The organism is Clostridium sartagoforme (assembly GCF_004794105.1).
Classification (GTDB): Bacteria; Bacillota; Clostridia; order Clostridiales; family Clostridiaceae; genus Clostridium; species Clostridium sartagoforme_B.
In genome coordinates, this window is the sequence record NZ_SRYR01000004.1 from 1 (window position 1) to 22,543 (window position 22,543).

General features: G+C 35.1%; 24 protein-coding genes and 1 other annotated feature. All 24 genes read left to right on the forward strand.

Annotated features, from left to right (window positions below):
• The first annotated feature begins 17 nt into the window (after positions 1–17).
• The 24 genes from tuf (E5347_RS09590) to rpmC all read left to right on the forward strand — a co-directional run bounded on the left by tuf (E5347_RS09590) (position 18) and on the right by rpmC (position 22,532).
• A complete protein-coding gene (gene tuf, locus E5347_RS09590; protein WP_136006816.1) occupies positions 18–1,211 on the forward strand; it encodes an elongation factor Tu in 1,194 nt (397 codons plus the stop codon).
• 175 nt (positions 1,212–1,386) lie between these two features.
• Positions 1,387–1,536, forward strand: a complete 150-nt coding sequence (gene rpmG, locus E5347_RS09595) for a 50S ribosomal protein L33 (protein ID WP_008681213.1) — start codon at positions 1,387–1,389, stop codon at positions 1,534–1,536.
• A gap of 50 nt (positions 1,537–1,586) precedes the next feature.
• Positions 1,587–1,820 carry a preprotein translocase subunit SecE gene (secE, locus tag E5347_RS09600; RefSeq protein ID WP_136006818.1) on the forward strand — a complete coding sequence of 78 codons (234 nt, stop codon included), beginning with the start codon at positions 1,587–1,589 and terminating at the stop codon, positions 1,818–1,820.
• A 33-nt stretch (positions 1,821–1,853) separates the two neighbouring features.
• Positions 1,854–2,375: a transcription termination/antitermination protein NusG gene (gene nusG / locus E5347_RS09605; protein ID WP_136006820.1), complete on the forward strand. Its 522-nt coding sequence runs from the start codon at positions 1,854–1,856 to the stop codon at positions 2,373–2,375.
• A gap of 71 nt (positions 2,376–2,446) precedes the next feature.
• Positions 2,447–2,872: a 50S ribosomal protein L11 gene (rplK, locus tag E5347_RS09610; protein ID WP_136006822.1), complete on the forward strand. Its 426-nt coding sequence runs from the start codon at positions 2,447–2,449 to the stop codon at positions 2,870–2,872.
• Between the two features lie 52 nt (positions 2,873–2,924).
• Positions 2,925–3,614: a 50S ribosomal protein L1 gene (gene rplA / locus E5347_RS09615; protein ID WP_136006824.1), complete on the forward strand. Its 690-nt coding sequence runs from the start codon at positions 2,925–2,927 to the stop codon at positions 3,612–3,614.
• Positions 3,615–3,656: 42 nt separating this feature from the next.
• Positions 3,657–3,787 (forward strand) — a sequence feature (ribosomal protein L10 leader region).
• Positions 3,788–3,824: 37 nt separating this feature from the next.
• Entirely contained in the window at positions 3,825–4,328 is a 504-nt protein-coding gene (gene rplJ / locus E5347_RS09620; protein ID WP_136006825.1) for a 50S ribosomal protein L10, read from the forward strand.
• A 32-nt stretch (positions 4,329–4,360) separates the two neighbouring features.
• The gene (gene rplL, locus E5347_RS09625; protein WP_136006827.1) at positions 4,361–4,729 is read left to right on the forward strand and encodes a 50S ribosomal protein L7/L12; all 369 of its coding nucleotides are present in this window, start codon (positions 4,361–4,363) and stop codon (positions 4,727–4,729) included.
• A 345-nt stretch (positions 4,730–5,074) separates the two neighbouring features.
• Complete coding sequence (rpoB, locus tag E5347_RS09630) at positions 5,075–8,788, forward strand: DNA-directed RNA polymerase subunit beta (protein WP_136006828.1); 3,714 nt, start codon at positions 5,075–5,077, stop codon at positions 8,786–8,788.
• Between the two features lie 21 nt (positions 8,789–8,809).
• Positions 8,810–12,343: a DNA-directed RNA polymerase subunit beta' gene (rpoC, locus tag E5347_RS09635; protein ID WP_136006831.1), complete on the forward strand. Its 3,534-nt coding sequence runs from the start codon at positions 8,810–8,812 to the stop codon at positions 12,341–12,343.
• Between the two features lie 227 nt (positions 12,344–12,570).
• Complete coding sequence (gene rpsL / locus E5347_RS09640) at positions 12,571–12,951, forward strand: 30S ribosomal protein S12 (protein ID WP_136006833.1); 381 nt, start codon at positions 12,571–12,573, stop codon at positions 12,949–12,951.
• 152 nt (positions 12,952–13,103) lie between these two features.
• Positions 13,104–13,574 carry a 30S ribosomal protein S7 gene (gene rpsG / locus E5347_RS09645; RefSeq protein WP_136006835.1) on the forward strand — a complete coding sequence of 157 codons (471 nt, stop codon included), beginning with the start codon at positions 13,104–13,106 and terminating at the stop codon, positions 13,572–13,574.
• Positions 13,575–13,649: 75 nt separating this feature from the next.
• Positions 13,650–15,713: an elongation factor G gene (gene fusA, locus E5347_RS09650; protein ID WP_136006836.1), complete on the forward strand. Its 2,064-nt coding sequence runs from the start codon at positions 13,650–13,652 to the stop codon at positions 15,711–15,713.
• Positions 15,714–15,900: 187 nt separating this feature from the next.
• Complete coding sequence (gene tuf, locus E5347_RS09655; RefSeq protein WP_136006816.1) at positions 15,901–17,094, forward strand: elongation factor Tu; 1,194 nt, start codon at positions 15,901–15,903, stop codon at positions 17,092–17,094.
• A 524-nt stretch (positions 17,095–17,618) separates the two neighbouring features.
• Positions 17,619–17,927: a 30S ribosomal protein S10 gene (rpsJ, locus tag E5347_RS09660; protein WP_136006838.1), complete on the forward strand. Its 309-nt coding sequence runs from the start codon at positions 17,619–17,621 to the stop codon at positions 17,925–17,927.
• A 78-nt stretch (positions 17,928–18,005) separates the two neighbouring features.
• A complete protein-coding gene (gene rplC / locus E5347_RS09665; protein ID WP_136006840.1) occupies positions 18,006–18,635 on the forward strand; it encodes a 50S ribosomal protein L3 in 630 nt (209 codons plus the stop codon).
• A gap of 24 nt (positions 18,636–18,659) precedes the next feature.
• Complete coding sequence (rplD, locus tag E5347_RS09670; RefSeq protein WP_136006841.1) at positions 18,660–19,280, forward strand: 50S ribosomal protein L4; 621 nt, start codon at positions 18,660–18,662, stop codon at positions 19,278–19,280.
• Positions 19,280–19,570 (forward strand): 50S ribosomal protein L23, encoded by a 291-nt coding sequence (gene rplW, locus E5347_RS09675; RefSeq protein ID WP_136006843.1) that lies wholly within the window; start codon positions 19,280–19,282, stop codon positions 19,568–19,570. Before rplD ends, rplW begins: the two co-directional genes overlap by 1 nt.
• A 64-nt stretch (positions 19,571–19,634) precedes the next feature.
• Complete coding sequence (gene rplB / locus E5347_RS09680; RefSeq protein WP_136006844.1) at positions 19,635–20,468, forward strand: 50S ribosomal protein L2; 834 nt, start codon at positions 19,635–19,637, stop codon at positions 20,466–20,468.
• A gap of 66 nt (positions 20,469–20,534) precedes the next feature.
• A complete protein-coding gene (rpsS, locus tag E5347_RS09685; RefSeq protein ID WP_136006846.1) occupies positions 20,535–20,819 on the forward strand; it encodes a 30S ribosomal protein S19 in 285 nt (94 codons plus the stop codon).
• 21 nt (positions 20,820–20,840) lie between these two features.
• Entirely contained in the window at positions 20,841–21,176 is a 336-nt protein-coding gene (gene rplV, locus E5347_RS09690) for a 50S ribosomal protein L22 (RefSeq protein ID WP_136006847.1), read from the forward strand.
• A 19-nt stretch (positions 21,177–21,195) separates the two neighbouring features.
• Complete coding sequence (gene rpsC / locus E5347_RS09695; protein ID WP_136006849.1) at positions 21,196–21,864, forward strand: 30S ribosomal protein S3; 669 nt, start codon at positions 21,196–21,198, stop codon at positions 21,862–21,864.
• A 21-nt stretch (positions 21,865–21,885) separates the two neighbouring features.
• Positions 21,886–22,320: a 50S ribosomal protein L16 gene (rplP, locus tag E5347_RS09700; protein WP_136006850.1), complete on the forward strand. Its 435-nt coding sequence runs from the start codon at positions 21,886–21,888 to the stop codon at positions 22,318–22,320.
• Positions 22,320–22,532 (forward strand): 50S ribosomal protein L29, encoded by a 213-nt coding sequence (gene rpmC / locus E5347_RS09705; RefSeq protein WP_136006852.1) that lies wholly within the window; start codon positions 22,320–22,322, stop codon positions 22,530–22,532. The genes rplP and rpmC overlap by 1 nt, the downstream gene beginning before the upstream one ends.
• The last annotated feature ends 11 nt before the right edge of the window (positions 22,533–22,543 follow it).

Sequence of the window (22,543 nt, forward strand, 5' to 3'; positions counted from 1 at the left end):
TAAAGGAGGATTTTACAATGGCAAAGCAAAAATTCGAAAGAAGTAAACCACACGTAAACATTGGAACAATTGGTCACGTTGACCACGGTAAGACGACTTTAACAGCTGCAATCACAACAGTATTAGCAAACAGAGGTTATGCAGAAGCATTCAACTACGCTGATATAGATAAGGCTCCTGAAGAAAAAGAAAGAGGAATCACAATCAATACATCACACGTTGAATACGAAACTGAAAACAGACACTATGCTCACGTTGACTGTCCAGGACATGCTGACTATGTTAAGAACATGATCACTGGAGCAGCACAAATGGACGGAGCAATCCTAGTTTGTTCAGCAGCAGACGGTCCAATGCCACAAACAAGAGAACACATCCTACTAGCATCAAGAGTTGGAGTTGACTACATAGTAGTATTCTTAAACAAAGCTGATATGGTAGATGATGAAGAATTATTAGAATTAGTTGAAATGGAAGTTAGAGAATTATTATCTGAATACAACTTCCCAGGAGATGATATTCCAGTAATCAAGGGTTCAGCTTTAGTAGCATTAGAAAACCCAACAGATGAAAAAGCAATCGCTCCAATCTTAGAGTTAATGGAAGCAGTAGACAGCTACATCCCAACTCCAGAAAGAGCAACAGATAAGCCATTCTTAATGCCAGTAGAAGATGTATTCACAATCACTGGTAGAGGAACAGTTGCAACAGGAAGAGTTGAAAGAGGAGTTCTTCACGTAGGAGACGAAGTAGAAATCGTTGGATTACAAGAAGAAAGCAGAAAAGTAGTAGTAACAGGAATAGAAATGTTCAGAAAGTTACTAGATGAAGCACAAGCTGGAGACAACGTTGGAGTTCTTTTAAGAGGAGTTCAAAGAACTGACATCGAAAGAGGTCAAGTTTTATCAAAAGTTGGATCAGTTAAGCCACATCACAAGTTCGTAGGTCAAGTATACGTACTTAAAAAAGAAGAAGGTGGAAGACATACTCCATTCTTCGATGGATATAGACCACAATTCTACTTCAGAACAACAGACGTTACTGGATCAATCAAATTACCAGAAGGAATGGAAATGGTTATGCCAGGAGACCACATCGATATGAACGTTGAATTAATCACTAGAGTTGCTATGGACGAAGGATTAAGATTCGCTATTAGAGAAGGTGGAAGAACTGTAGGTTCAGGAGTTGTTACTAGCATAATCGAATAGTAACAAAGATTGATAAATACTTCGTAGGACTGGGTTTCATTACCTAGTCCTATGAAGGTCATATATATTGACATAATACATGTTTTATGGTAATGTGTTTAGGTAATTAACGAAAAATAAATTAACATAAAGTATAAGGTTTTATATTATTTACGGTAAACTGGAGGTGCAGACTGTGAGAGTAAAGATAACTTTAGCATGCACAGAGTGTAAGCAAAGAAATTACAATTCAATGAAAAATAAGAAGAACAACCCAGACAGATTAGAAATGCATAAGTATTGCAAATTCTGTAAGAAACATACACTTCATAAAGAAACTAAGTAGTTAGCTGTATAGGAATGACATATACTCACAATAATTAAGGATGTGAAGTAATGGCTGTTAAAGAAAATGTGAAAGTAGCGAAGAATCCATCTGGAAAAGGTGGTATATTAAAATTTTTTAGAGAGGTTAAGGCAGAAGTTAGAAGAATAACTTGGCCATCTAAAAATGAAACTAAAAAAGCGTTAATTGCAGTTGGCGTAGTAGTACTAATATACGTTGTATTAGTAGGTGGGTTTGACTATATTTTTCAAAACCTCTTTAAGTTCATTTTAAATTTTAAATAAGGAGGTTTAGGCAATAATTGCCTAAAAGAAAATATGAGTGAAAAAGCAAGATGGTATGTAGTACACACATACTCAGGCTACGAAAACAAAGTTAAAGCAAATCTTGAGAAAACCATTGAAAATAGAAATCTTCAAAGCTTGCTTCAGGATATACAAGTTCCTATGGAAGAAGTTGTAGAAGAGAAAGATGGGAAACAAAAGATTTCTCTAAAGAAAAAGTTTCCTGGATATGTGTTAGTAAAAATGCTAATGACTGATGAGTCATGGTATGTGGTTAGAAACACAAGGGGTGTAACAGGATTTGTTGGCCCAGCTTCTAAACCAGTTCCCCTAACTGATGAAGAAGTCGAATCTATGGGAGTTCAAGAAGCACCTGTAGAGATAGATTTAGAGGTTGGGGAAAGTGTAAGTGTTATCTCTGGACCACTAAAAGGATTTGTGGCTATAATCCAAGAGATAAACTTAGAAAAGCGTAAGCTTAAAGGTTCAATAGATATGTTCGGCAGAGAAACTCTTGCTGAATTAGAATTTACACAAGTTGAAAAATTAGTTTAATATAAGCTAATGTTTTAATAAAGTGGGAGGACTTAAAGTCCGTATTACCACAGTATAGGAGGAATAATAACATGGCTAAGAAAGTAACAGGAATGATTAAACTTCAACTTCCTGCAGGTAAGGCGACACCAGCACCACCAGTAGGACCAGCATTAGGTCAACACGGTGTTAACATTATGGGATTCTGTAAGGAGTTTAATGCAAAGACTGCTAATCAAGCTGGATTAATAATCCCAGTTGTAATAACAGTTTACCAAGATAGATCTTTTAGTTTCATACTAAAAACTCCACCAGCAGCAGTTCTTATTAAGAAGGAATTAGGAATCGAAAGTGGTTCAGGAGTTCCAAACAGAACTAAGATTGGTAAGTTAACAAAAGATCAAGTAAGAAAAATTGCTGAATTAAAGATGCCAGACTTAAATGCGGCTACTATCGAAACTGCTATGAGCATGATCGAAGGTACTGCAAGAAGTATGGGAGTAACTGTTGAAGAGTAATTCGTAAAAAAGTGGGAGGTAAAAACCGCTAATACCACAAAGGAGGCAAATCATGGGAAAGAATTATATTGAAAGTGCAAAATTAATAGATAAGAGTGCATTATACACTCCATCTGAAGCTTTAGATTTAGCTGTTAAAACTGCTAAAGCTAAGTTTGATGAAACTATAGAACTACATGTTAGATTAGGGGTTGACCCAAGACATGCAGATCAACAAGTAAGAGGAGCTGTTGTTCTTCCACACGGAACAGGTAGAACTGTAAGAGTTTTAGTGTTTGCTAAGGGAGAAAAAGCTAAGGAAGCTCAAGAAGCTGGAGCAGATTTCGTTGGAGCTGAAGAATTAGTTCAAAAGATCCAAAGTGAAAACTGGTTCGACTACGATGTAGTTGTAGCTACACCAGATATGATGGGTGTTGTTGGTAGAATCGGTAGAATTTTAGGACCTAAGGGATTAATGCCAAACCCAAAATCAGGAACAGTAACATTTGATGTTGCTAAAGCAATAGCTGATATTAAAGCTGGTAAGGTTGAATATAGAGTTGATAAGACTGCTATCGTTCACTGCCCAATCGGAAAGAAGTCATTTGGAGTAGAAAAACTTCAAGCTAACTTCAACACTTTAATGGATGCGTTAATCAAAGCTAAACCAGCTGCTGCTAAGGGACAATACATTAAATCAGTATCAGTTTCAAGCACAATGGGACCAGGAGCTAAAGTTAACCCAACAAAAGTTTTAGATTAGTATTGACAAATAAAAGATTATGTAATAAAATCTTTTATGTTGTTAAAAAGAATACTGATTCCAAAGACAGTAGGTGCCGAAAGGTTTAAATAATTGCCTACCGAGGAACGCCAAGGTAAGTAATTATTTGTGGTCTTCCTATGTCTTATGGGAAGGCCTTTCTTAATATAAAATTGCAGTTAAAAACTGTGAGGAGGTGGACACACAGTAATGAACAAGAATAGACAATTAAAAGAAGCTAAAGTAGCTGAAATTAAAGAAAAGTTAGAAAAAGCTCAAGGCGTTGTTCTAGCTAACTATCAAGGTTTAACAGTTGAAGAAGATACAACTTTAAGAAAAAACCTAAGAGAAGCAGGCGTTGAATACAAAGTTTACAAAAACAATTTAGTAGTTTTAGCTGCTAATGAATTAGGAATTCAAGGTTTAGATGCTTACTTAGAAGGACCAGTTTCTATAGCATTCGGTTACGAAGATGCTACTGCTCCTGCAAGAGTGTTACACACATTTGCTAAGGATCACAAGAAACTAGAATTAAAAGCAGGTATGGTTGATGGTACAGTTTATGATAAAGCTCAAGTTGAAAAGCTTGCTACAATACCATCAAAAGAAGTTCTTATCGCAAAACTTCTTGGAAGCTTCAAGGCTCCATTATCAAACCTAGCATACTTATTAAATGCGATTAAAGAGAAAAAAGAATCAGAGTCAGCTGAATAATAACTGATAAAAATTTTGGAGGTGCAATTAAAATGACAAGAGAAGATATAATTCAAGCAATAAAAGAAATGACTGTTTTAGAATTAAACGAGCTAGTTACAGCTTGTGAAGAAGAGTTTGGTGTTAGCGCTGCTGCTCCAGTAGCTGTTGCAGGAGCTGTTGCAGGTGGTGCTGCAGCTGCAGAAGAAAAGACTGAATTCGACGTAGTATTAGCTAACGCTGGTGGCCAAAAGATCAAGGTTATCAAAGTAGTTAGAGAATTAACTGGATTAGGATTAAAGGAAGCTAAAGAAATAGTTGACGGAGCTCCTAAGACAATTAAAGAAGGCGTTTCAAAAGAAGAAGCTGAAGATATGAAAGCTAAATTAGCTGAAGTTGGAGCTGAAGTAGAAGTTAAGTAATTAACTTTAAAATAAAAAGGTGCTGTAATGGCACCTTTTTAATTGCCTAAATGAAACTATATAAAATATAATGTGCTGGAATACTTTATATAGTTTTATAAGTTGCTGAAGTGATAAAAATGATGATTAACATAATTAATGCAATAAAAATAATTGACATTGAATCTGTAATATGATAGTATCATTAAATGTACTATTCATTATGGGTAGGTATATATTCATATGAAAAATTTGTATAAGCGCGTAAAACGTGGTTATACTAATAAGTGATGTTGTCCGAAAGTAAAAGTCCTTAGGGAAGCTATGCTTTTGGTTATTTTAGTTTTATACAAGGGGTGAAAATTCATGGTACATCCTGTCCAAGTCGGAAAAAGAACTAGAATGAGTTTTGGTAAAGTTAAAGATGTAACAGAAATGCCAAATCTTATTGAGGTACAGTTGGATTCATATCAATGGTTTTTAAGGGAAGGTCTTCACGAAGTATTTGATGACATTAATCCTATTACAAATTTTACAGGTAATCTTGTTTTAGAATTTGTAGATTACAAACTAGATATGGATAATATTAAGTATTCAGTGGAAGAGTGTAAGGAAAGAGATTCTACTTATGCTGCGCCACTAAAAGTTTCAGTTAGATTACAAAACAATGAAACTGGAGAAATTAAAGAACAAGAAGTATTTATGGGTGACTTCCCATTAATGACGGATCAAGGAACTTTCATCATCAATGGTGCAGAAAGAGTTATTGTAAGTCAGCTTGTTAGGTCACCAGGAGTATACTACAATTTTAATGTTGATAAAACAGGTAAAAAGTTATACTCATCAACAGTAATTCCAAATAGGGGAGCATGGTTAGAATATGAAACTGATTCTAACGATATTATCTATGTAAGAATAGATAAAACTAGAAAGCTTCCTATATCTATATTAGCTAGAGCTATGGGCTTTGGAAGTGATGCAGAGCTTTTAGAGTATTTTGGAGAAGATGAAAGATTCAAAGCTACTATAGAAAAGGATAATACTAAGACTAAAGAAGAAGCATTATTGGAAATATACAAGAGATTAAGACCAGGTGAACCACCAACTGTGGATAGCGCTGTATCTCTTATAGATTCCCTATTTTTTGATGCGAAAAGATATGATTTATCAAGAGTTGGTAGATATAAGTTTAATAAGAAGTTAGCATTAAATTTAAGATTAGTCAACCAAATTGCAGCTACAGACATAATTAATCCTGAAACTGGAGAAATTATAGTAGAGCAAGGTAAGAAAATTAGCAGAACTACTGCTGAAGAAATTCAAAACTTAGGTATCAATTCAGTTGATATACTAGTAGAGGATAAAGTAGTTAGAGTAATTGGTAACCACTTTGTTGATATAAATAAGTTCATATCATTTGATATTGAAGATTTAAATATCAAGGAATATGTTCATTATCCAACATTAAAAGAAATACTAGATAATTACGATGATGAAGAAACTATTAAAGAAGAAATTAAGAAAAATATAACTAGGCTTATACCTAAACATATAATAAAAGATGATATCTTTGCAACAATAAGCTATGAAATAGGTTTAGCTTATTCTATTGGTTATGTAGATGACATAGACCATCTAGGTAATAGAAGATTAAGATCAGTTGGAGAGTTATTACAAAACCAATTTAGAATTGGTTTATCAAGAATGGAAAGAGTAGTTAAGGAAAGAATGACTATTCAAGACCAAGAAGCTATAACTCCTCAAATGTTAATAAACATTAGACCAGTTGCAGCTGCTATTAAAGAATTCTTTGGTAGCTCTCAATTATCACAATTCATGGATCAGACAAATCCGCTTTCAGAATTAACTCATAAGAGAAGATTATCTGCTTTAGGACCAGGAGGTCTTTCAAGAGAAAGAGCTGGTTTCGAAGTTAGAGACGTTCACCATTCACATTATGGTAGAATGTGTCCAATCGAGACTCCAGAAGGACCAAACATAGGTCTTATTAACTCTTTAGCTACATATGCTAAGGTTAATGAATATGGATTTATTGAAACACCTTATAGAGTTGTTGATAAAGTAAATGGAGTAATAACAGATGAAATAAGATACTTCACAGCTGATGAAGAAGACTTATACCTTGTAGCACAAGCTAAAGAACCTATTGGTGAAGATAGAAAGTTTGTTGATAGCAGAGTTACTGTTAGAAGCAAGCATGATATCTTAGTAGTTAATGCTGAAGAAGTTGATTTAATAGACGTTTCAGCTAGACAAATAGTATCTGTAGCAACAGCTATGATACCTTTCCTTGAAAATGATGATGCTTCAAGAGCACTGATGGGATCAAACATGCAACGTCAAGCAGTACCATTATTAAAGCCACAAGCTCCAATAGTAGGTACAGGAATAGAGTTTAAAGCTGCTGTAGATTCAGGAGTTTTACCAAAGGCTAAAAATGCTGGTAAAGTAACATATGTAAGTGCTAGTGAAATCAGAGTTAAAAGAGATTCTGATGGAGGAACTGACGTATATAAACTTCTTAAATTTAAGAGAAGTAACCAAGGTACATGTATAAACCAAAGACCTTTAGTAGATAAGGGTGAAATAGTGTTTAAAAACCAAGTATTAGCTGATGGTCCATCAACTGATCTAGGTGAAATAGCATTAGGTAAGAACATAAGAATGGGCTTCATTACTTGGGAAGGTTATAACTACGAGGATGCTATGCTTATTTCTGAAGAATTAGTTAGAGAAGATGTCTTTACTTCTATCCATATTGAAGAATATGAGTGTGAAGCTAGAGATACTAAACTAGGACCAGAAGAAATAACTAGAGATATTCCTAATGTAAGTGAAGATGCATTAAAAGATATAGACGATAGAGGTATCATTAGAATAGGTGCTGAAGTTAGATCAGGAGACGTTCTTGTAGGTAAAGTAACACCTAAGGGAGAAACTGAATTAACAGCTGAAGAAAGACTATTAAGAGCTATCTTTGGTGAAAAGGCAAGAGAAGTAAGAGATACTTCATTAAGAGTTCCTCACGGGGAAGCAGGTATAATTGTAGATGTTAAAGTCTTCACTAGAGAAAACGGGGATGAATTAAATCCTGGTGTTAATGAACTAGTAAGATGTTATATAGCTCAAAAGAGAAAAATCTCTGTTGGGGATAAGATGGCTGGACGTCACGGTAATAAAGGGGTTATATCAAGAGTTCTTCCAGAAGAAGATATGCCATTCCTACCAGACGGAAGACCACTACAAATCTGTTTAAATCCTCTAGGGGTTCCATCTCGTATGAACATCGGTCAGGTATTAGAAGTTCACTTAGGATGGGCAGCAAGTCAATTAGGATGGCATATAGCTACTCCTGTATTTGATGGTGCAACAGAAGAAGATATAGAAGAATGCTTAGAAAAAGCAGGATATAATGCAAATGGAAAAACTGTACTATATGATGGTAGAACAGGAGAAGCATTTGATAATGAAGTTACTGTTGGAATAATGTATATCTTAAAGCTAGCTCACTTAGTTGACGATAAGATTCACGCAAGATCAACAGGACCTTACTCATTAGTAACTCAACAACCACTTGGTGGTAAGGCACAATTCGGTGGTCAAAGATTTGGGGAAATGGAAGTTTGGGCATTAGAAGCATATGGTGCAGCTCACACACTACAAGAAATATTAACTGTTAAGTCAGATGATGTTGTAGGTAGAGTTAAGACATATGAAGCTATAGTTAAGGGAGAAAACATCCCAGAACCAGGAGTTCCAGAATCATTTAAGGTACTTATAAAAGAACTTCAAGCTTTATGCTTAGATGTTAAAGTATTAAATGATGAAAACCAAGAAGTAAGACTTAAGGAATTTGCAGAAGAAGATATGGAAGATTTAGAAGTTAACATCGAAGGTACAGAGGATGTTGTTTCTGAAGAAGTAAATATAGATGATAGTTATACATTGTCAGAAGATGAAGTAGAAGTAGAGGAAGAAGTTGAATTCGAGAACTTTGCTTTAGATGGCTTCCACGAAGAAGACTTAGAACTTGATGACTTTGTAAATGATGAACACTAAATTTGAAGGGAGGATGTACCCTTGTTTGAATTGAATAATTTTGATGCTATACAAATAGGTTTAGCTTCACCAGATCAAATAAGAGAGTGGTCAAGAGGTGAAGTTAAGAAGCCTGAAACCATAAACTATAGAACTCTAAAACCAGAAAGAGATGGTCTATTCTGTGAAAGAATATTTGGACCTATCAAGGACTGGGAATGTCATTGTGGTAAATATAAGAGAGTAAGATATAAGGGAATAGTTTGTGATAGATGTGGAGTTGAAGTAACTAAGGCTAAGGTAAGAAGAGAAAGAATGGGGCATATTGAACTTGCTGCCCCAGTTTCTCACATATGGTACTTCAAAGGAATTCCATCAAGAATGGGATTACTTTTAGATATGTCACCAAGAGCTTTAGAAAAAATACTATACTTTGCTTCATATGTAGTAATAGATCCTAAAGAAACACCATTATTAAAGAAACAACTTCTAAATGAAAAAGAATATAGAGAAGCTGTAGATAAGTATGGTGATGAAAGCTTTGTAGCTGGAATGGGAGCAGAAGCTGTTCAACAATTACTTGGAGAGATTGATTTAGACTCTCAAACAAAAGAGCTTAAAGAAGAATTAAAAGTAAGCACTGGTCAAAAGAAAGTTAGAATCATAAGAAGATTAGAAGTAGTTGAGTCATTTAGAAAATCAGGTAACGATCCAAGATGGATGGTAATAAACGTTATTCCTGTAATTCCACCAGATATTAGACCTATGGTTCAATTAGATGGAGGAAGATTTGCAACTTCTGACTTAAATGATTTATATAGAAGAGTTATTAATAGAAATAACAGATTAAAGAAACTTTTAGACCTAGGAGCACCTGATATCATTGTAAGAAATGAAAAGAGAATGCTTCAAGAAGCAGTTGATGCACTTATTGATAACGGTAGAAGAGGAAGACCAGTTACTGGTCCTGGAAACAGACCACTTAAATCTTTATCAGATATGCTAAAAGGTAAGCAAGGAAGATTTAGACAAAACTTACTTGGTAAGAGAGTTGACTACTCTGGTAGATCAGTTATCGTTGTTGGACCAGAGCTTAAGATGTATCAATGTGGACTTCCAAAAGAAATGGCTTTAGAATTATTTAAACCATTTGTAATGAAGAAGTTAGTTGAAGATGGAGTTGCTCACAATATAAAGAGTGCTAAGAGAATGGTTGAAAGAGTAAACAATCAAGTATGGGATGTACTTGAAGAAGTTATTACTGACCATCCAGTTCTATTAAACCGTGCACCTACTCTACATAGACTTGGAATTCAAGCATTCCAACCTGTTTTAGTAGAAGGTAGAGCTATTAAATTACATCCACTTGTATGTACTGCTTATAATGCTGACTTCGATGGAGACCAAATGGCGGTTCACGTACCATTATCAGTTGAAGCACAAGCAGAAGCAAGATTCTTAATGCTTGCAGCAGGAAATATAATGAAGCCATCTGATGGTAAACCAGTTTGTGTACCTACTCAAGATATGGTTCTAGGTTCATACTATTTAACAATGGATAAAGAAGGAGCCAAGGGAGAAGGTAAAGCATTCTACTCTAAAGATGAAGCTATAATGGCTTATGAAGTAGGAGAAATTGCTATACATGCTGCAATTAAAGTTAAGATGACTAAAGAGGTAAATGGAGAAGTTAAATCAGGTATAATTAATACTACAGTAGGTAAGCTAATATTTAACGAATCAATTCCTCAAGACTTAGGCTTTGTTAATAGAAATAACAAAGAAGAAGAATTTAACTTAGAAGTTGACTTCTTAATAACTAAGAAGACATTAGGAACTATAATTGATAAATGTTATGCAGTTCACGGACCAACTAATACATCTATAATGCTAGATAAGATTAAAGCATTAGGATATCACTACTCATCTATTGGAGCGGTAACTGTTGCAGCATCTGATATGATAGTACCAGAAGCTAAATATAGATTACTTAAAGAAGCAGATGATACAGTAGAGAAAATCGAAAAGATGTATAAGAGAGGTTTCATTTCTGAAGAAGAAAGATATGAAAGAGTTATAGAAAAATGGACTAAGACAACTGAAGATGTTGCGGATGCACTTATGGATAGCTTGGATAAATTCAATCCAATATTCATGATGGCTGACTCAGGAGCCAGAGGATCTAAGTCTCAAATTAAGCAATTAGCTGGTATGAGAGGACTTATGGCCAGCCCGACTGGTAAGATTATAGAATTACCAATCAGAGCATCATTTAGAGAAGGTCTTGAAGTTTTAGAATACTTCATATCTACACACGGAGCTAGAAAAGGTAATGCCGATACTGCTCTTAAAACAGCTGACTCAGGATACTTAACAAGAAGACTTGTTGACGTATCACAAGATGTTATCGTAAGAGAAGTAGATTGTGGTACTACAGAAGGTATCGTTGTTTCAGAAATAAAAGAAGGAAATGAAGCAATTGAAGGCTTAGCAGAAAGATTATATGGTAGATATACAGCAGAACCAATAGTTCATCCTGAAACTGGTGAAGTAATGGTAGAAGCTGATCAATATATGGAACTAGATGTTGCAGAGAAAGTTGCAGCAGCTGGAGTTAAAAAAGTTAAGATTAGATCTGTATTTACATGTAAATGTAAAGTAGGAGTATGTTCTAAGTGTTATGGTATGAACATGGCAACAGCTCAAAAGATCAATATAGGTGAAGCAGTAGGTATTATTGCAGCTCAATCAATCGGAGAACCAGGAACTCAGCTTACAATGAGAACCTTCCATACAGGGGGAGTAGTTGGAGCCGATATTACACAAGGTCTTCCAAGAGTTGAAGAGTTATTTGAAGCAAGAAAACCTAAAGGTTTAGCTATAGTAAGTGAAATTACAGGTTCTGTTAAGGTTGAAGAAACTAAGAAGAAGAGAACTGTAATTGTAATGGCTGAAGATGGAGAAGAACGTAGTTATGAAATTCCATTTGGTTCAAGATTAAAGGTATCAGATGGTGACTTTATAGAAGCTGGGGATGAAGTAACTGAAGGTTCAGTAAATCCACATGATATAGCAGCTATAAAAGGTATTGATGGAGCAAGAAAATACTTATTATCAGAAGTTCAAAAAGTTTATAGATTACAAGGTGTTGATATCAATGATAAGCACTTAGAAGTAGTTGTTAGACAAATGACTAGAAAGGTAAAAGTATCAGACTCTGGAGATACTGATTTACTACCAGGTACAATGATTGATGTATTCGACTTTATTGAAGAAAATGAAAGAGTAAGAGAATTTGGTGGAGAAGAGGCAAAGGGAGAGCAAGCATTATTAGGTATTACTAAAGCAGCTCTTGCAACTGATAGTTTCTTATCAGCAGCATCCTTCCAAGAAACTACTAGAGTTCTTACAGAAGCAGCAATTAAAGGTAAGATAGATCCATTGGTAGGATTAAAAGAAAATGTTATTATTGGTAAGTTAATACCAGCAGGTACTGGAATGATGAGATACAGAAACGTAAAGCTAGATGTAGAGGAACTTCCAGTAGAAAATGAAGTGGTAGAATCTATTGAATAATAGATAGCAATTTTATTGACATGTGTATGCTTAAATGATAAAATACCAATTGTGTGATTTTTAAGATACACGCTAATAGAATTGCCTACATGAAGTCATGGAGGCAAAGTCATGAACTGAGCCTCTATGAATCTTTATTGAGGGTTTCTACTTCATGAAAAAAATTTAATTAAGCTTTTATCTTAAATATTAGATATATAGATAAAAAATTTTCAGGAGGTGAAAAAATGCCAACTATTAGCCAATTAGTAAGAAAAGGCAGAAAAACTGTTATCAACAAGTCAACAGCGCCAGCACTTAATGAGTGTCCACAAAGAAGAGGAGTTTGTACAGTTGTTAAAACAACTACTCCTAAGAAGCCTAACTCAGCTTTAAGAAAAATCGCGAGAGTAAGACTTACAAATGGATTCGAAGTAAGCGCATATATCGGTGGTGTAGGACACAACTTACAAGAGCACAGCGTTGTTCTTATAAGAGGTGGTAGAGTAAAAGACCTTCCTGGTGTTAGATACCATATCGTAAGAGGAGCACTTGACTGTGCTGGAGTAGCTAACAGAATGCAAGGAAGATCAAAGTACGGTGCTAAAAAGCCGAAGGCAAAAAAATAGTTTAGTAAATAAACTATAACAGTGCTTGTCTTCAGCATTTACATAGATTTATAAATTAAGTTTATATAGATGAAGAAGTGAGCACTTTACGGCAATTTTAAATTGCAGAGTACCAATGAACTTAAATTTATCATGTTAAGGAGGGAAGAAAAGTGCCAAGAAAAGGACATATCGCAAAAAGAGATGTATTACCAGATCCAATATATAACTCAAAGGTTGTTACTAAGTTAGTAAACAACGTTATGGAAGACGGTAAAAAAGGAGTAGCACAAAAAATATGCTACGAAGCGTTTGAAATAATGGCGCAAAAAACAGGCAAAGAAGCTTTAGAAGTATTCGAAGAAGCTATGAACAATGTAATGCCTTTATTAGAAGTTAAAGCTAGAAGAATAGGTGGTGCTAACTACCAAGTTCCTATCGAAGTAAGACCAGAAAGAAGACAGACTTTAGGACTTAGATGGATTTTAGCTGCAGCTAGAAAAAGAGGCGAAAAAGTAATGGCTCAAAGATTAGCTGGAGAGTTAATGGATGCAGCTAATAATACTGGAGCAGCTGTTAAGAAGAGAGAAGATACTCATAAGATGGCTGAAGCAAACAAGGCATTTGCTCATTACAGATACTAATATACAAACTGTTTTGGTGTAAAACCAAAACAGTTTTGTCGAATTTAAAATTACTCGTTGAGAGGAGGACTATAGATGGCAAGAAATTATCCGTTAGATAAATTCCGTAACTTTGGGATAATGGCTCATATAGATGCTGGTAAGACAACAACTACTGAGCGTATATTATTTTATGCAGGTAAAACTCATAAAATAGGTGAAACACACGAAGGTGCTTCACAAATGGACTGGATGGAACAAGAAAAAGAAAGAGGTATAACAATTACTTCTGCAGCTACTATGTGTTTCTGGAAAGGCCACGAATTAAATATAATAGATACTCCGGGTCACGTAGACTTCACAGTTGAAGTTGAAAGATCATTAAGAGTACTTGATGGAGCTGTTACAGTTCTAGATGCAAAGAGTGGGGTTGAACCTCAAACTGAAACTGTTTGGAGACAGGCAGACAAATACGGTGTACCAAGAATGATATATGTTAATAAGATGGATGCTACTGGAGCAGACTTCTTCAGATGTATCAACACTGTAAGAGATAGATTAAAGGCTAACGCTGTGCCAATACAAATTCCAATTGGTTCAGAAGATCAATTCAAGGGAATGGTAGACTTAATAACTAATAAAGCTATTATGTTCTATGATGACCTAGGAAAAGACGTTAGAGAAGAAGAAATTCCTGCTGACTTAGTAGATCAAGCTGAAGAGTACAGAATGGCTCTTATAGAAGCTATAGCTGAATCAGATGAAGAGTTAATGGAAAAATACCTAGAAGGTGAAGAATTAACTATAGAAGAAATGATGGTAGCTTTAAGAAAAGCTACTATAGCTAATGAAATAGTTCCATGTATTTGTGGATCATCATACAAAAACAAAGGTGTTCAACAAATGATTGATGGAGTGGTTGCATTCTTACCATCACCATTAGATATTCCTGCTGTTAAAGGAACTACTTTAGAAGGTGAAGAAGATACAAGAGAAGCTTCAGACGAAGCTCCAATGTCAGCTTTAGCGTTTAAGATAGCTACTGACCCATTCGTAGGAAAACTTGCCTTCACAAGAGTTTATTCAGGTATTATGCAAAGTGGTACTTATGTATTAAACTCAACTAAGGGAAAGAAAGAAAGAATCGGAAGACTTGTTAAGATGCATGCCAACCATAGAGAAGAGGTTGAATCATTAGAAGCAGGTGAATTAGGAGCAATAATTGGATTAAAGAACACTACTACAGGGGATACTCTTTGTGCAGAAAATAATCCAATAATATTAGAATCAATGGAATTCCCAGAACCAGTTATATCTGTAGCTATAGAGCCAAAGACAAAAGCTGGTCAAGAAAAGATGGGATTAGCATTAGCTAAGTTAGCTGAAGAAGATCCAACTTTCAGAACTCATACTGATCAAGAAACTGGTCAAACAATTATTGCAGGTATGGGAGAACTTCACTTAGAAATCATAGTTGATAGATTAACTAGAGAATTCAAAGTTGAGTGTAACGTTGGTGCTCCTCAAGTTGCTTACAAAGAAACAATCAGAAAAGCTGTTAAAGCTGAAGCTAAATATGCTAAGCAATCAGGTGGTAAAGGACAATACGGTCATGCTGTTATTGAAATGGAACCAACTGAAGGAGAATACGTATTTGAAAATGCTATCGTTGGAGGAGCTATTCCAAGAGAATACATTCCAGCTATAGACAATGGTATTCAAGAAGCAGCTAAGAACGGGGTTATAGCAGGATATGAAACTATTAACTTCAAAGTTAGGTTAGTTCATGGATCATACCACGAAGTTGACTCATCTGAAATGGCCTTCAAGATAGCAGGATCTATGGCATTTAAGAATGCTATGGCTAAAGCAGATCCAGTATTACTTGAGCCAGTAGAAAAGGTAGAAGTTACAGTTCCAGAAGAATACATGGGAGATGTAATGGGAGACCTTAACTCAAGAAGAGGAAGAATCGAAGGTATGGAAGCTATAAACGGAGCTCAAATAATTAGAGCATTCGTTCCACTTTCAGAAATGTTTGGATATGCAACTACTTTAAGATCAAGAACTCAAGGTAGAGGAACTTACTCAATGGTATTCGATCACTTCGAAGAAGTTCCAAAGAGCATCCAAGAAAAGATTAAGAGTGAAAGAGGCTAATTAATTTTAGTTTTAGTTATAAATTTAAGTAATGTTACTAATAATATATTATTAGTAACATTACAAAGAAAATTTAGTATGTGAATACTAAATGAAAATTAAGATAAGTATAGAAAAAAAGAACTAAATTAGATATAATAACTAAGAAGGTTCATATAATTTAATTTCCATAAAGGAGGATTTTACAATGGCAAAGCAAAAATTCGAAAGAAGTAAACCACACGTAAACATTGGAACAATTGGTCACGTTGACCACGGTAAGACAACATTAACAGCTGCTATAACAACAGTTTTAGCAAACAGAGGTTATGCAGAAGCATTCAACTATGCTGATATAGATAAGGCTCCTGAAGAAAAAGAAAGAGGAATCACAATCAATACATCACACGTTGAATACGAAACTGAAAACAGACACTATGCTCACGTTGACTGTCCAGGACATGCTGACTATGTTAAGAACATGATCACTGGAGCAGCACAAATGGACGGAGCAATCCTAGTTTGTTCAGCAGCAGACGGTCCAATGCCACAAACAAGAGAACACATCCTACTAGCATCAAGAGTTGGAGTTGACTACATAGTAGTATTCTTAAACAAAGCTGATATGGTAGATGATGAAGAATTATTAGAATTAGTTGAAATGGAAGTTAGAGAATTATTATCTGAATACAACTTCCCAGGAGATGATATTCCAGTAATCAAGGGTTCAGCTTTAGTAGCATTAGAAAACCCAACAGATGAAAAAGCAATCGCTCCAATCTTAGAGTTAATGGAAGCAGTAGACAGCTACATCCCAACTCCAGAAAGAGCAACAGATAAGCCATTCTTAATGCCAGTAGAAGATGTATTCACAATCACTGGTAGAGGAACAGTTGCAACAGGAAGAGTTGAAAGAGGAGTTCTTCACGTAGGAGACGAAGTAGAAATCGTTGGATTACAAGAAGAAAGCAGAAAAGTAGTAGTAACAGGAATAGAAATGTTCAGAAAGTTACTAGATGAAGCACAAGCTGGAGACAACGTTGGAGTTCTTTTAAGAGGAGTTCAAAGAACTGACATCGAAAGAGGTCAAGTTTTATCAAAAGTTGGATCAGTTAAGCCACACCACAAGTTCGTAGGTCAAGTATACGTACTTAAAAAAGAAGAAGGTGGAAGACATACTCCATTCTTCGATGGATATAGACCACAATTCTACTTCAGAACAACAGACGTTACTGGATCAATCAAATTACCAGAAGGAATGGAAATGGTTATGCCAGGAGACCACATCGACATGAACGTTGAATTAATCACTAGAGTTGCTATGGACGAAGGATTAAGATTCGCCATCAGAGAAGGTGGAAGAACTGTAGGTTCAGGAGTTGTTACTAGCATAATCGAATAGTAACTAAAAGTTTTTTAAATAAAATAATGTGATCACAATTGGAGAGTAAAGGGACGCCTTTACTCTCTTTTAATTTTAAAATAAAAAAAATTCCAAGTTATTGTAAATGATTAATATATAATAAAATAGGAATACTATATAATGGGTGAAAGTATACGGTAGAAATTACATAAAAAAATCTATTGATAAAAGAAGATAAGCAATATAGAATATATTTGCTGAGGAAATTATAAAATAAAATTTATAGAGTAATATAAGTCTTAAAATTTATGAAAAAACGATAAAAAAACTCTTGAAAAGCCTATTTAAACATAGTATAATGTAGGAGTTGTATAGCAAACAGTACATAATTAAGAGGTTGCCGGACTTCCGGGTTAATTCTTAATTAAGAAGTTAGGATCTAGAATCCTACGCCAGGGGTTCTATAGCACCATGGGTAAAATATGAAACACGTGGAGCAGTTTATAGAACATCCACTGTTGTGCGTTAGAAGTAAAGCGTACATGAAAAGGAGGGAAACCAAGATGTCAAAACAAAAAATAAGAATCAGATTAAAGGCTTTTGATCACAATATTTTAGATCAATCTGCTGAAAGAATTGTTGAAACAGCTAAATCAACAGGAGCTAAGGTTGCAGGTCCAGTACCACTACCAACTGAAAAAGATGTTGTTACAATATTAAGAGCTGTTCACAAATACAAAGATTCAAGAGAGCAATTCGAAATCAGAACACACAAGAGATTAATCGACATAGTTAATCCATCACCTAAGACAGTTGATGCTTTAATGAGATTAAACTTACCAGCTGGTGTTGATATCGAAATTAAGCTATAGTAAATACTTATCAAATAAACAGTTTGAACGATTATGATTGTTAATCAATCCGCTAATACGTTTAGGAGGTGTAAATACATGAAAAAAGCTATATTAGGAAAGAAAGTTGGAATGACTCAAATCTTTGATGAAAATGGTAAGGTTGTTCCTGTAACTGTAGTAGAAGCTGGTCCATGTGTTGTTGTTCAAAAGAAAACTATCGAGAAAGATGGTTATGAAGCAATACAAGTTGGATTTGGTGACATAAGAGAAAAATTAGTTAACAAGCCAAAGAAGGGACACTATGCTAAAGCAGGAGTTTCTTTAAAGAGAAGATTAAAGGAATTAAGATTAGAAGATTGTTCAGCTTATGAAGTTGGTCAAGAAATTAAAGCTGACTTATTCCAAGTTGGAGATAAAGTTGATGTATCTGGAGTTTCTAAAGGTAAGGGATTCCAAGGTGTTATCAAGAGATGGAATGCAAGCAGAGGACCAATGAGTCACGGTTCTAAGTTCCACAGAGCAGTAGGTTCTATGGGAGCTTCATCAGATCCATCAAGAACTTTCAAAAACAAGAATATGCCAGGGCATATGGGTGCTGTTAACACAACAGTATTAAACTTAGAAGTAGTTAAGGTTATAGCTGAAAAGAACTTAATACTAATCAAGGGTGGTATCCCAGGACCTAACAAAGGTACAGTAGTAATAAGAAATGCAGTTAAAGCTTAATTTCTATAGAAAGGAGGAAACAGGATGCCTACAGTAGGATTATTTAATCAAGAAGGAAAACAAGTTGGAGATATCCAATTAAACGATAATGTGTTCGGAGTTGAAGTTAACACAGATGCTATGCATCAAGTTGTAGTTGCTTTATTAGCTAACAAGAGACAAGGAACTCAATCAGCTAAGACAAGAGCTGAGGTAAGAGGGGGCGGAATCAAGCCTTGGAGACAAAAAGGAACTGGTAGAGCAAGACAAGGTTCTATTAGAGCACCTCAATGGATCAAAGGTGGTATAGTATTCGCACCAAAGCCAAGAGATTACAGAGTATCAGTGCCAAAGAGCATGAGAAAAGTAGCTATGAAGTCTGCTTTAACTAGCAAGGTTCAAGACGGTCAAATGGTAGTGTTAGAAACATTAGGATTCGAAGCTCCAAAGACTAAGAACATGGTTGAAGTATTAAAAGCTTTCGAAGCTAAGAAGACTTTAATAGTAACTGGTGAATCAAACGAAGTATTATACAAATCAGCTAGAAATATTGCTGATGTTCAAATTATGCCAGTTAACAACATCAATGTTTATGATTTATTAAAGTTTGAAAAATTAATCATAACTAAGGATGCTGTATCAAAGATTGAGGAGGTGTACGCATAATGACAAGCTATGATATTATAAGAAAGCCTGTTATCACTGAAAAGAGTATGACTGCTATGGCAGACAAAAAGTACACTTTCATAGTTCAAATTAACGCTAACAAAGTTCAAATTAAAAAAGCTGTAGAAGAAATCTTCGGCGTAAAAGTTGACAAAGTTCAAACATTAAGAACTATGGGAAAAACAAAGAGAATGGGCGTACATGTAGGAAAAAGAGCAGACTTCAAGAAAGCTGTTGTTACTTTAACAGAAGATAGCAAGAGCATCGAATTCTTCGAAGGAATGCAATAACGCGAATAAAGCGCATTATTGGTATATAAATACCAGATAAGCTTAAAGTAAGGAGGGAATTTACATGGCAGTTAAAAAGTTTAGACCGACTACCCCATCAAGAAGACATATGACAATGGCTACTTTTGAAGAAATTACAACAAGTACTCCTGAGAAGTCACTTCTTGTTTCATTAAACAAAAGCGGTGGTAGAAATGCTCAAGGTAAAATAACTGTTAGACACCACGGTGGTGGAGCTAAGAGAAAATATAGAATAATAGATTTCAAGAGAAATAAGGATGGTATCCCTGCAAAGGTTGCTACTATCGAATACGATCCAAACAGAACAGCATACATAGCACTAGTTGTATATGCTGATGGTGATAAGAGATATATAATAGCTCCAGTTGGATTAAAAGTTGGAGATGTTGTAGTTTCAGGAGCAGATGCTGATATCAAAATTGGTAACGCTCTTCCATTAAGAAATATACCAGTAGGTACTTTTGTTCACAATGTTGAATTACAAATAGGCAAAGGTGCTCAAATGGTAAGATCAGCTGGTACTTCAGCTCAATTAATGGCTAAAGAAGGTAACTATGCAACATTAAGATTACCTTCAGGTGAAATGAGATATGTTAGAATAGAATGTAGAGCTACAGTAGGAACTGTTTCAAATACTACTAACGATATTATCAATATCGGTAAAGCTGGTAGAAAGAGACATTTAGGATGGAGACCTACAGTTAGAGGTTCTGTAATGAACCCTTGCGATCACCCTCATGGTGGTGGTGAAGGTAGATCACCAATCGGTAGACCAAGTCCAGTTACTCCATGGGGTAAACCAGCACTTGGATACAAGACTAGAAAGAATAAGAAGTATTCTGACAAATTCATAATAAAGAGAAGAAACGATAAGTAGTATGAAGAGAAGTAAGTTCTCTTCATGGCTTGTCAGCCTATAGATTATGAAGGGAGGCAAATTATAGTGAGTAGATCAACAAAAAAAGGGCCTTTTGTACATGAAGGACTTTTAAAGAAAATTGAAGAAATGAATGCTAGTGGAGATAAGAAGGTTGTTAAGACTTGGTCAAGAAGTTCAACAATATTCCCACAAATGATTGGTCATACAATTGCTGTTCACGATGGAAGAAAGCATGTTCCAGTTTTCGTAAGCGAAGACATGGTAGGACATAAGCTTGGTGAGTTCGCATTAACAAGAACTTACAGAGGACACGATTATGACGAAAAAGCAGCAAGAAAAAGAAAGTAATCCCGGAAAGGAGGAACATAAATGGAAGCTAGAGCTATAGCTAAATATGTTAGAATGTCTCCAACTAAAGTAGGAGTAGTTCTTGATTTAATAAGAGGAAAAAATATTCAAGAGGCTTTCGCTATTCTACAATATACTCCAAAAGAAGCAGCTGTTGCAATAAACAAGGTTTTAAAGTCAGCTGTTGCTAATGCGGAAAATAATCACGAAATGGATGTAGAAAGATTATATGTAGCAGAAGCATATGTTGGTGCAGGTCCAACACTTAAGAGATTCAGACCAATGGATCACGGAAAAGCATTTAGAATTAACAAGAGAACAAGTAATATAACACTTGTAGTTAAAGAAAGAGCTTAGAAAGAAGGAGGGAAAACAAGTGGGTCAAAAAGTACATCCTCACGGACTTAGAGTAGGAGTTATCAAAGATTGGGATGCTAAGTGGTATGCTTCAAAGAAGAATTTCGCAGACAACTTAATCGAAGATAACAAAATAAGAGAATTCGTAAAGAAGGAACTTTTCTCAGCTGGTATTTCAAAGATTGAAATAGAAAGAGCTGCTAAGAGAGTTAAATTAAATATATATACTGCTAAACCAGGTGTTATCATCGGTAAAGGTGGATCAGGAATAGAAGCTTTAAAAGTTAAGTTAGCTAAAATTGTTGAAAAGAAGAATTTAATAATCAATATAGTTGAAGTAAAGAATGCAGAAGCTGATGCTCAATTAATGGCAGAAAACATTGCTGCTCAATTAGAAAAAAGAGTATCATTCAGAAGAGCTATGAAGCAAAGTATCCAAAGAGCTATGAGACTTGGAGCTAAAGGTGTTAAAACTGCTTGCTCAGGTAGATTAGGTGGAGCTGAAATAGCTAGAACTGAACAATATCATGAGGGAACAATTCCACTACAAACTTTAAGAGCAGATATCGATTATGGATTTGCTGAAGCTGATACAACTTATGGAAAGATCGGCGTAAAGGTTTGGGTTTATAATGGAGAAGTTCTTCCAACTAAAAAAGTTGAAAAGAAGGAAGAAGCTAACGCATAAGTAAGAAAGGAGGAATTAGTCATGTTAATGCCTAAGAGAGTTAAGCATCGTAAGGTACAACGTGGTAGAATGAAGGGAAAAGCTACAAGAGGTAATTTCCTTGCATACGGAGATTTTGGTATCCAAGCAATGAACTGCGGATGGATAACAAGTAATCAAATTGAATCTGCCAGAATTGCTATAAACAGATATATCAGAAGAGGAGGAAAACTTTGGATAAAGATTTTCCCAGATAAGCCAGTTACTATGAAACCAGCTGGAACAAGAATGGGTTCAGGTAAAGGTTCACCAGAGTACTGGGTAGCAGTAGTTAAACCTGGTAGAGTTTTATTTGAATTATCAGGAGTTAATGAAGAAGTTGCAAGAGAAGCAATGAGACTTGCATCACACAAGCTTCCTGTAAAGTGTAAGTTCGTTACAAGAAGAGATTTTGAGGAAATGGGTGGTGAAGAATAATGAAGGCTAGAGAACTAAAAGAATTAAGAGCAAATGCTCCTCAAGATTTAAAGGTTAAATTAAATGACCTTAAGGCTGAGTTATTCAACTTAAGATTCCAATTAGCTACAGGTCAATTAGAAAATCCTATGAGAATTAGAGAAGTAAAGAAATCTATAGCCCAAATCAAAACCATCTTAAGAGAAGAAGAGATAAGGGCTTTCGAGCAGTAAATCTGAAAGGA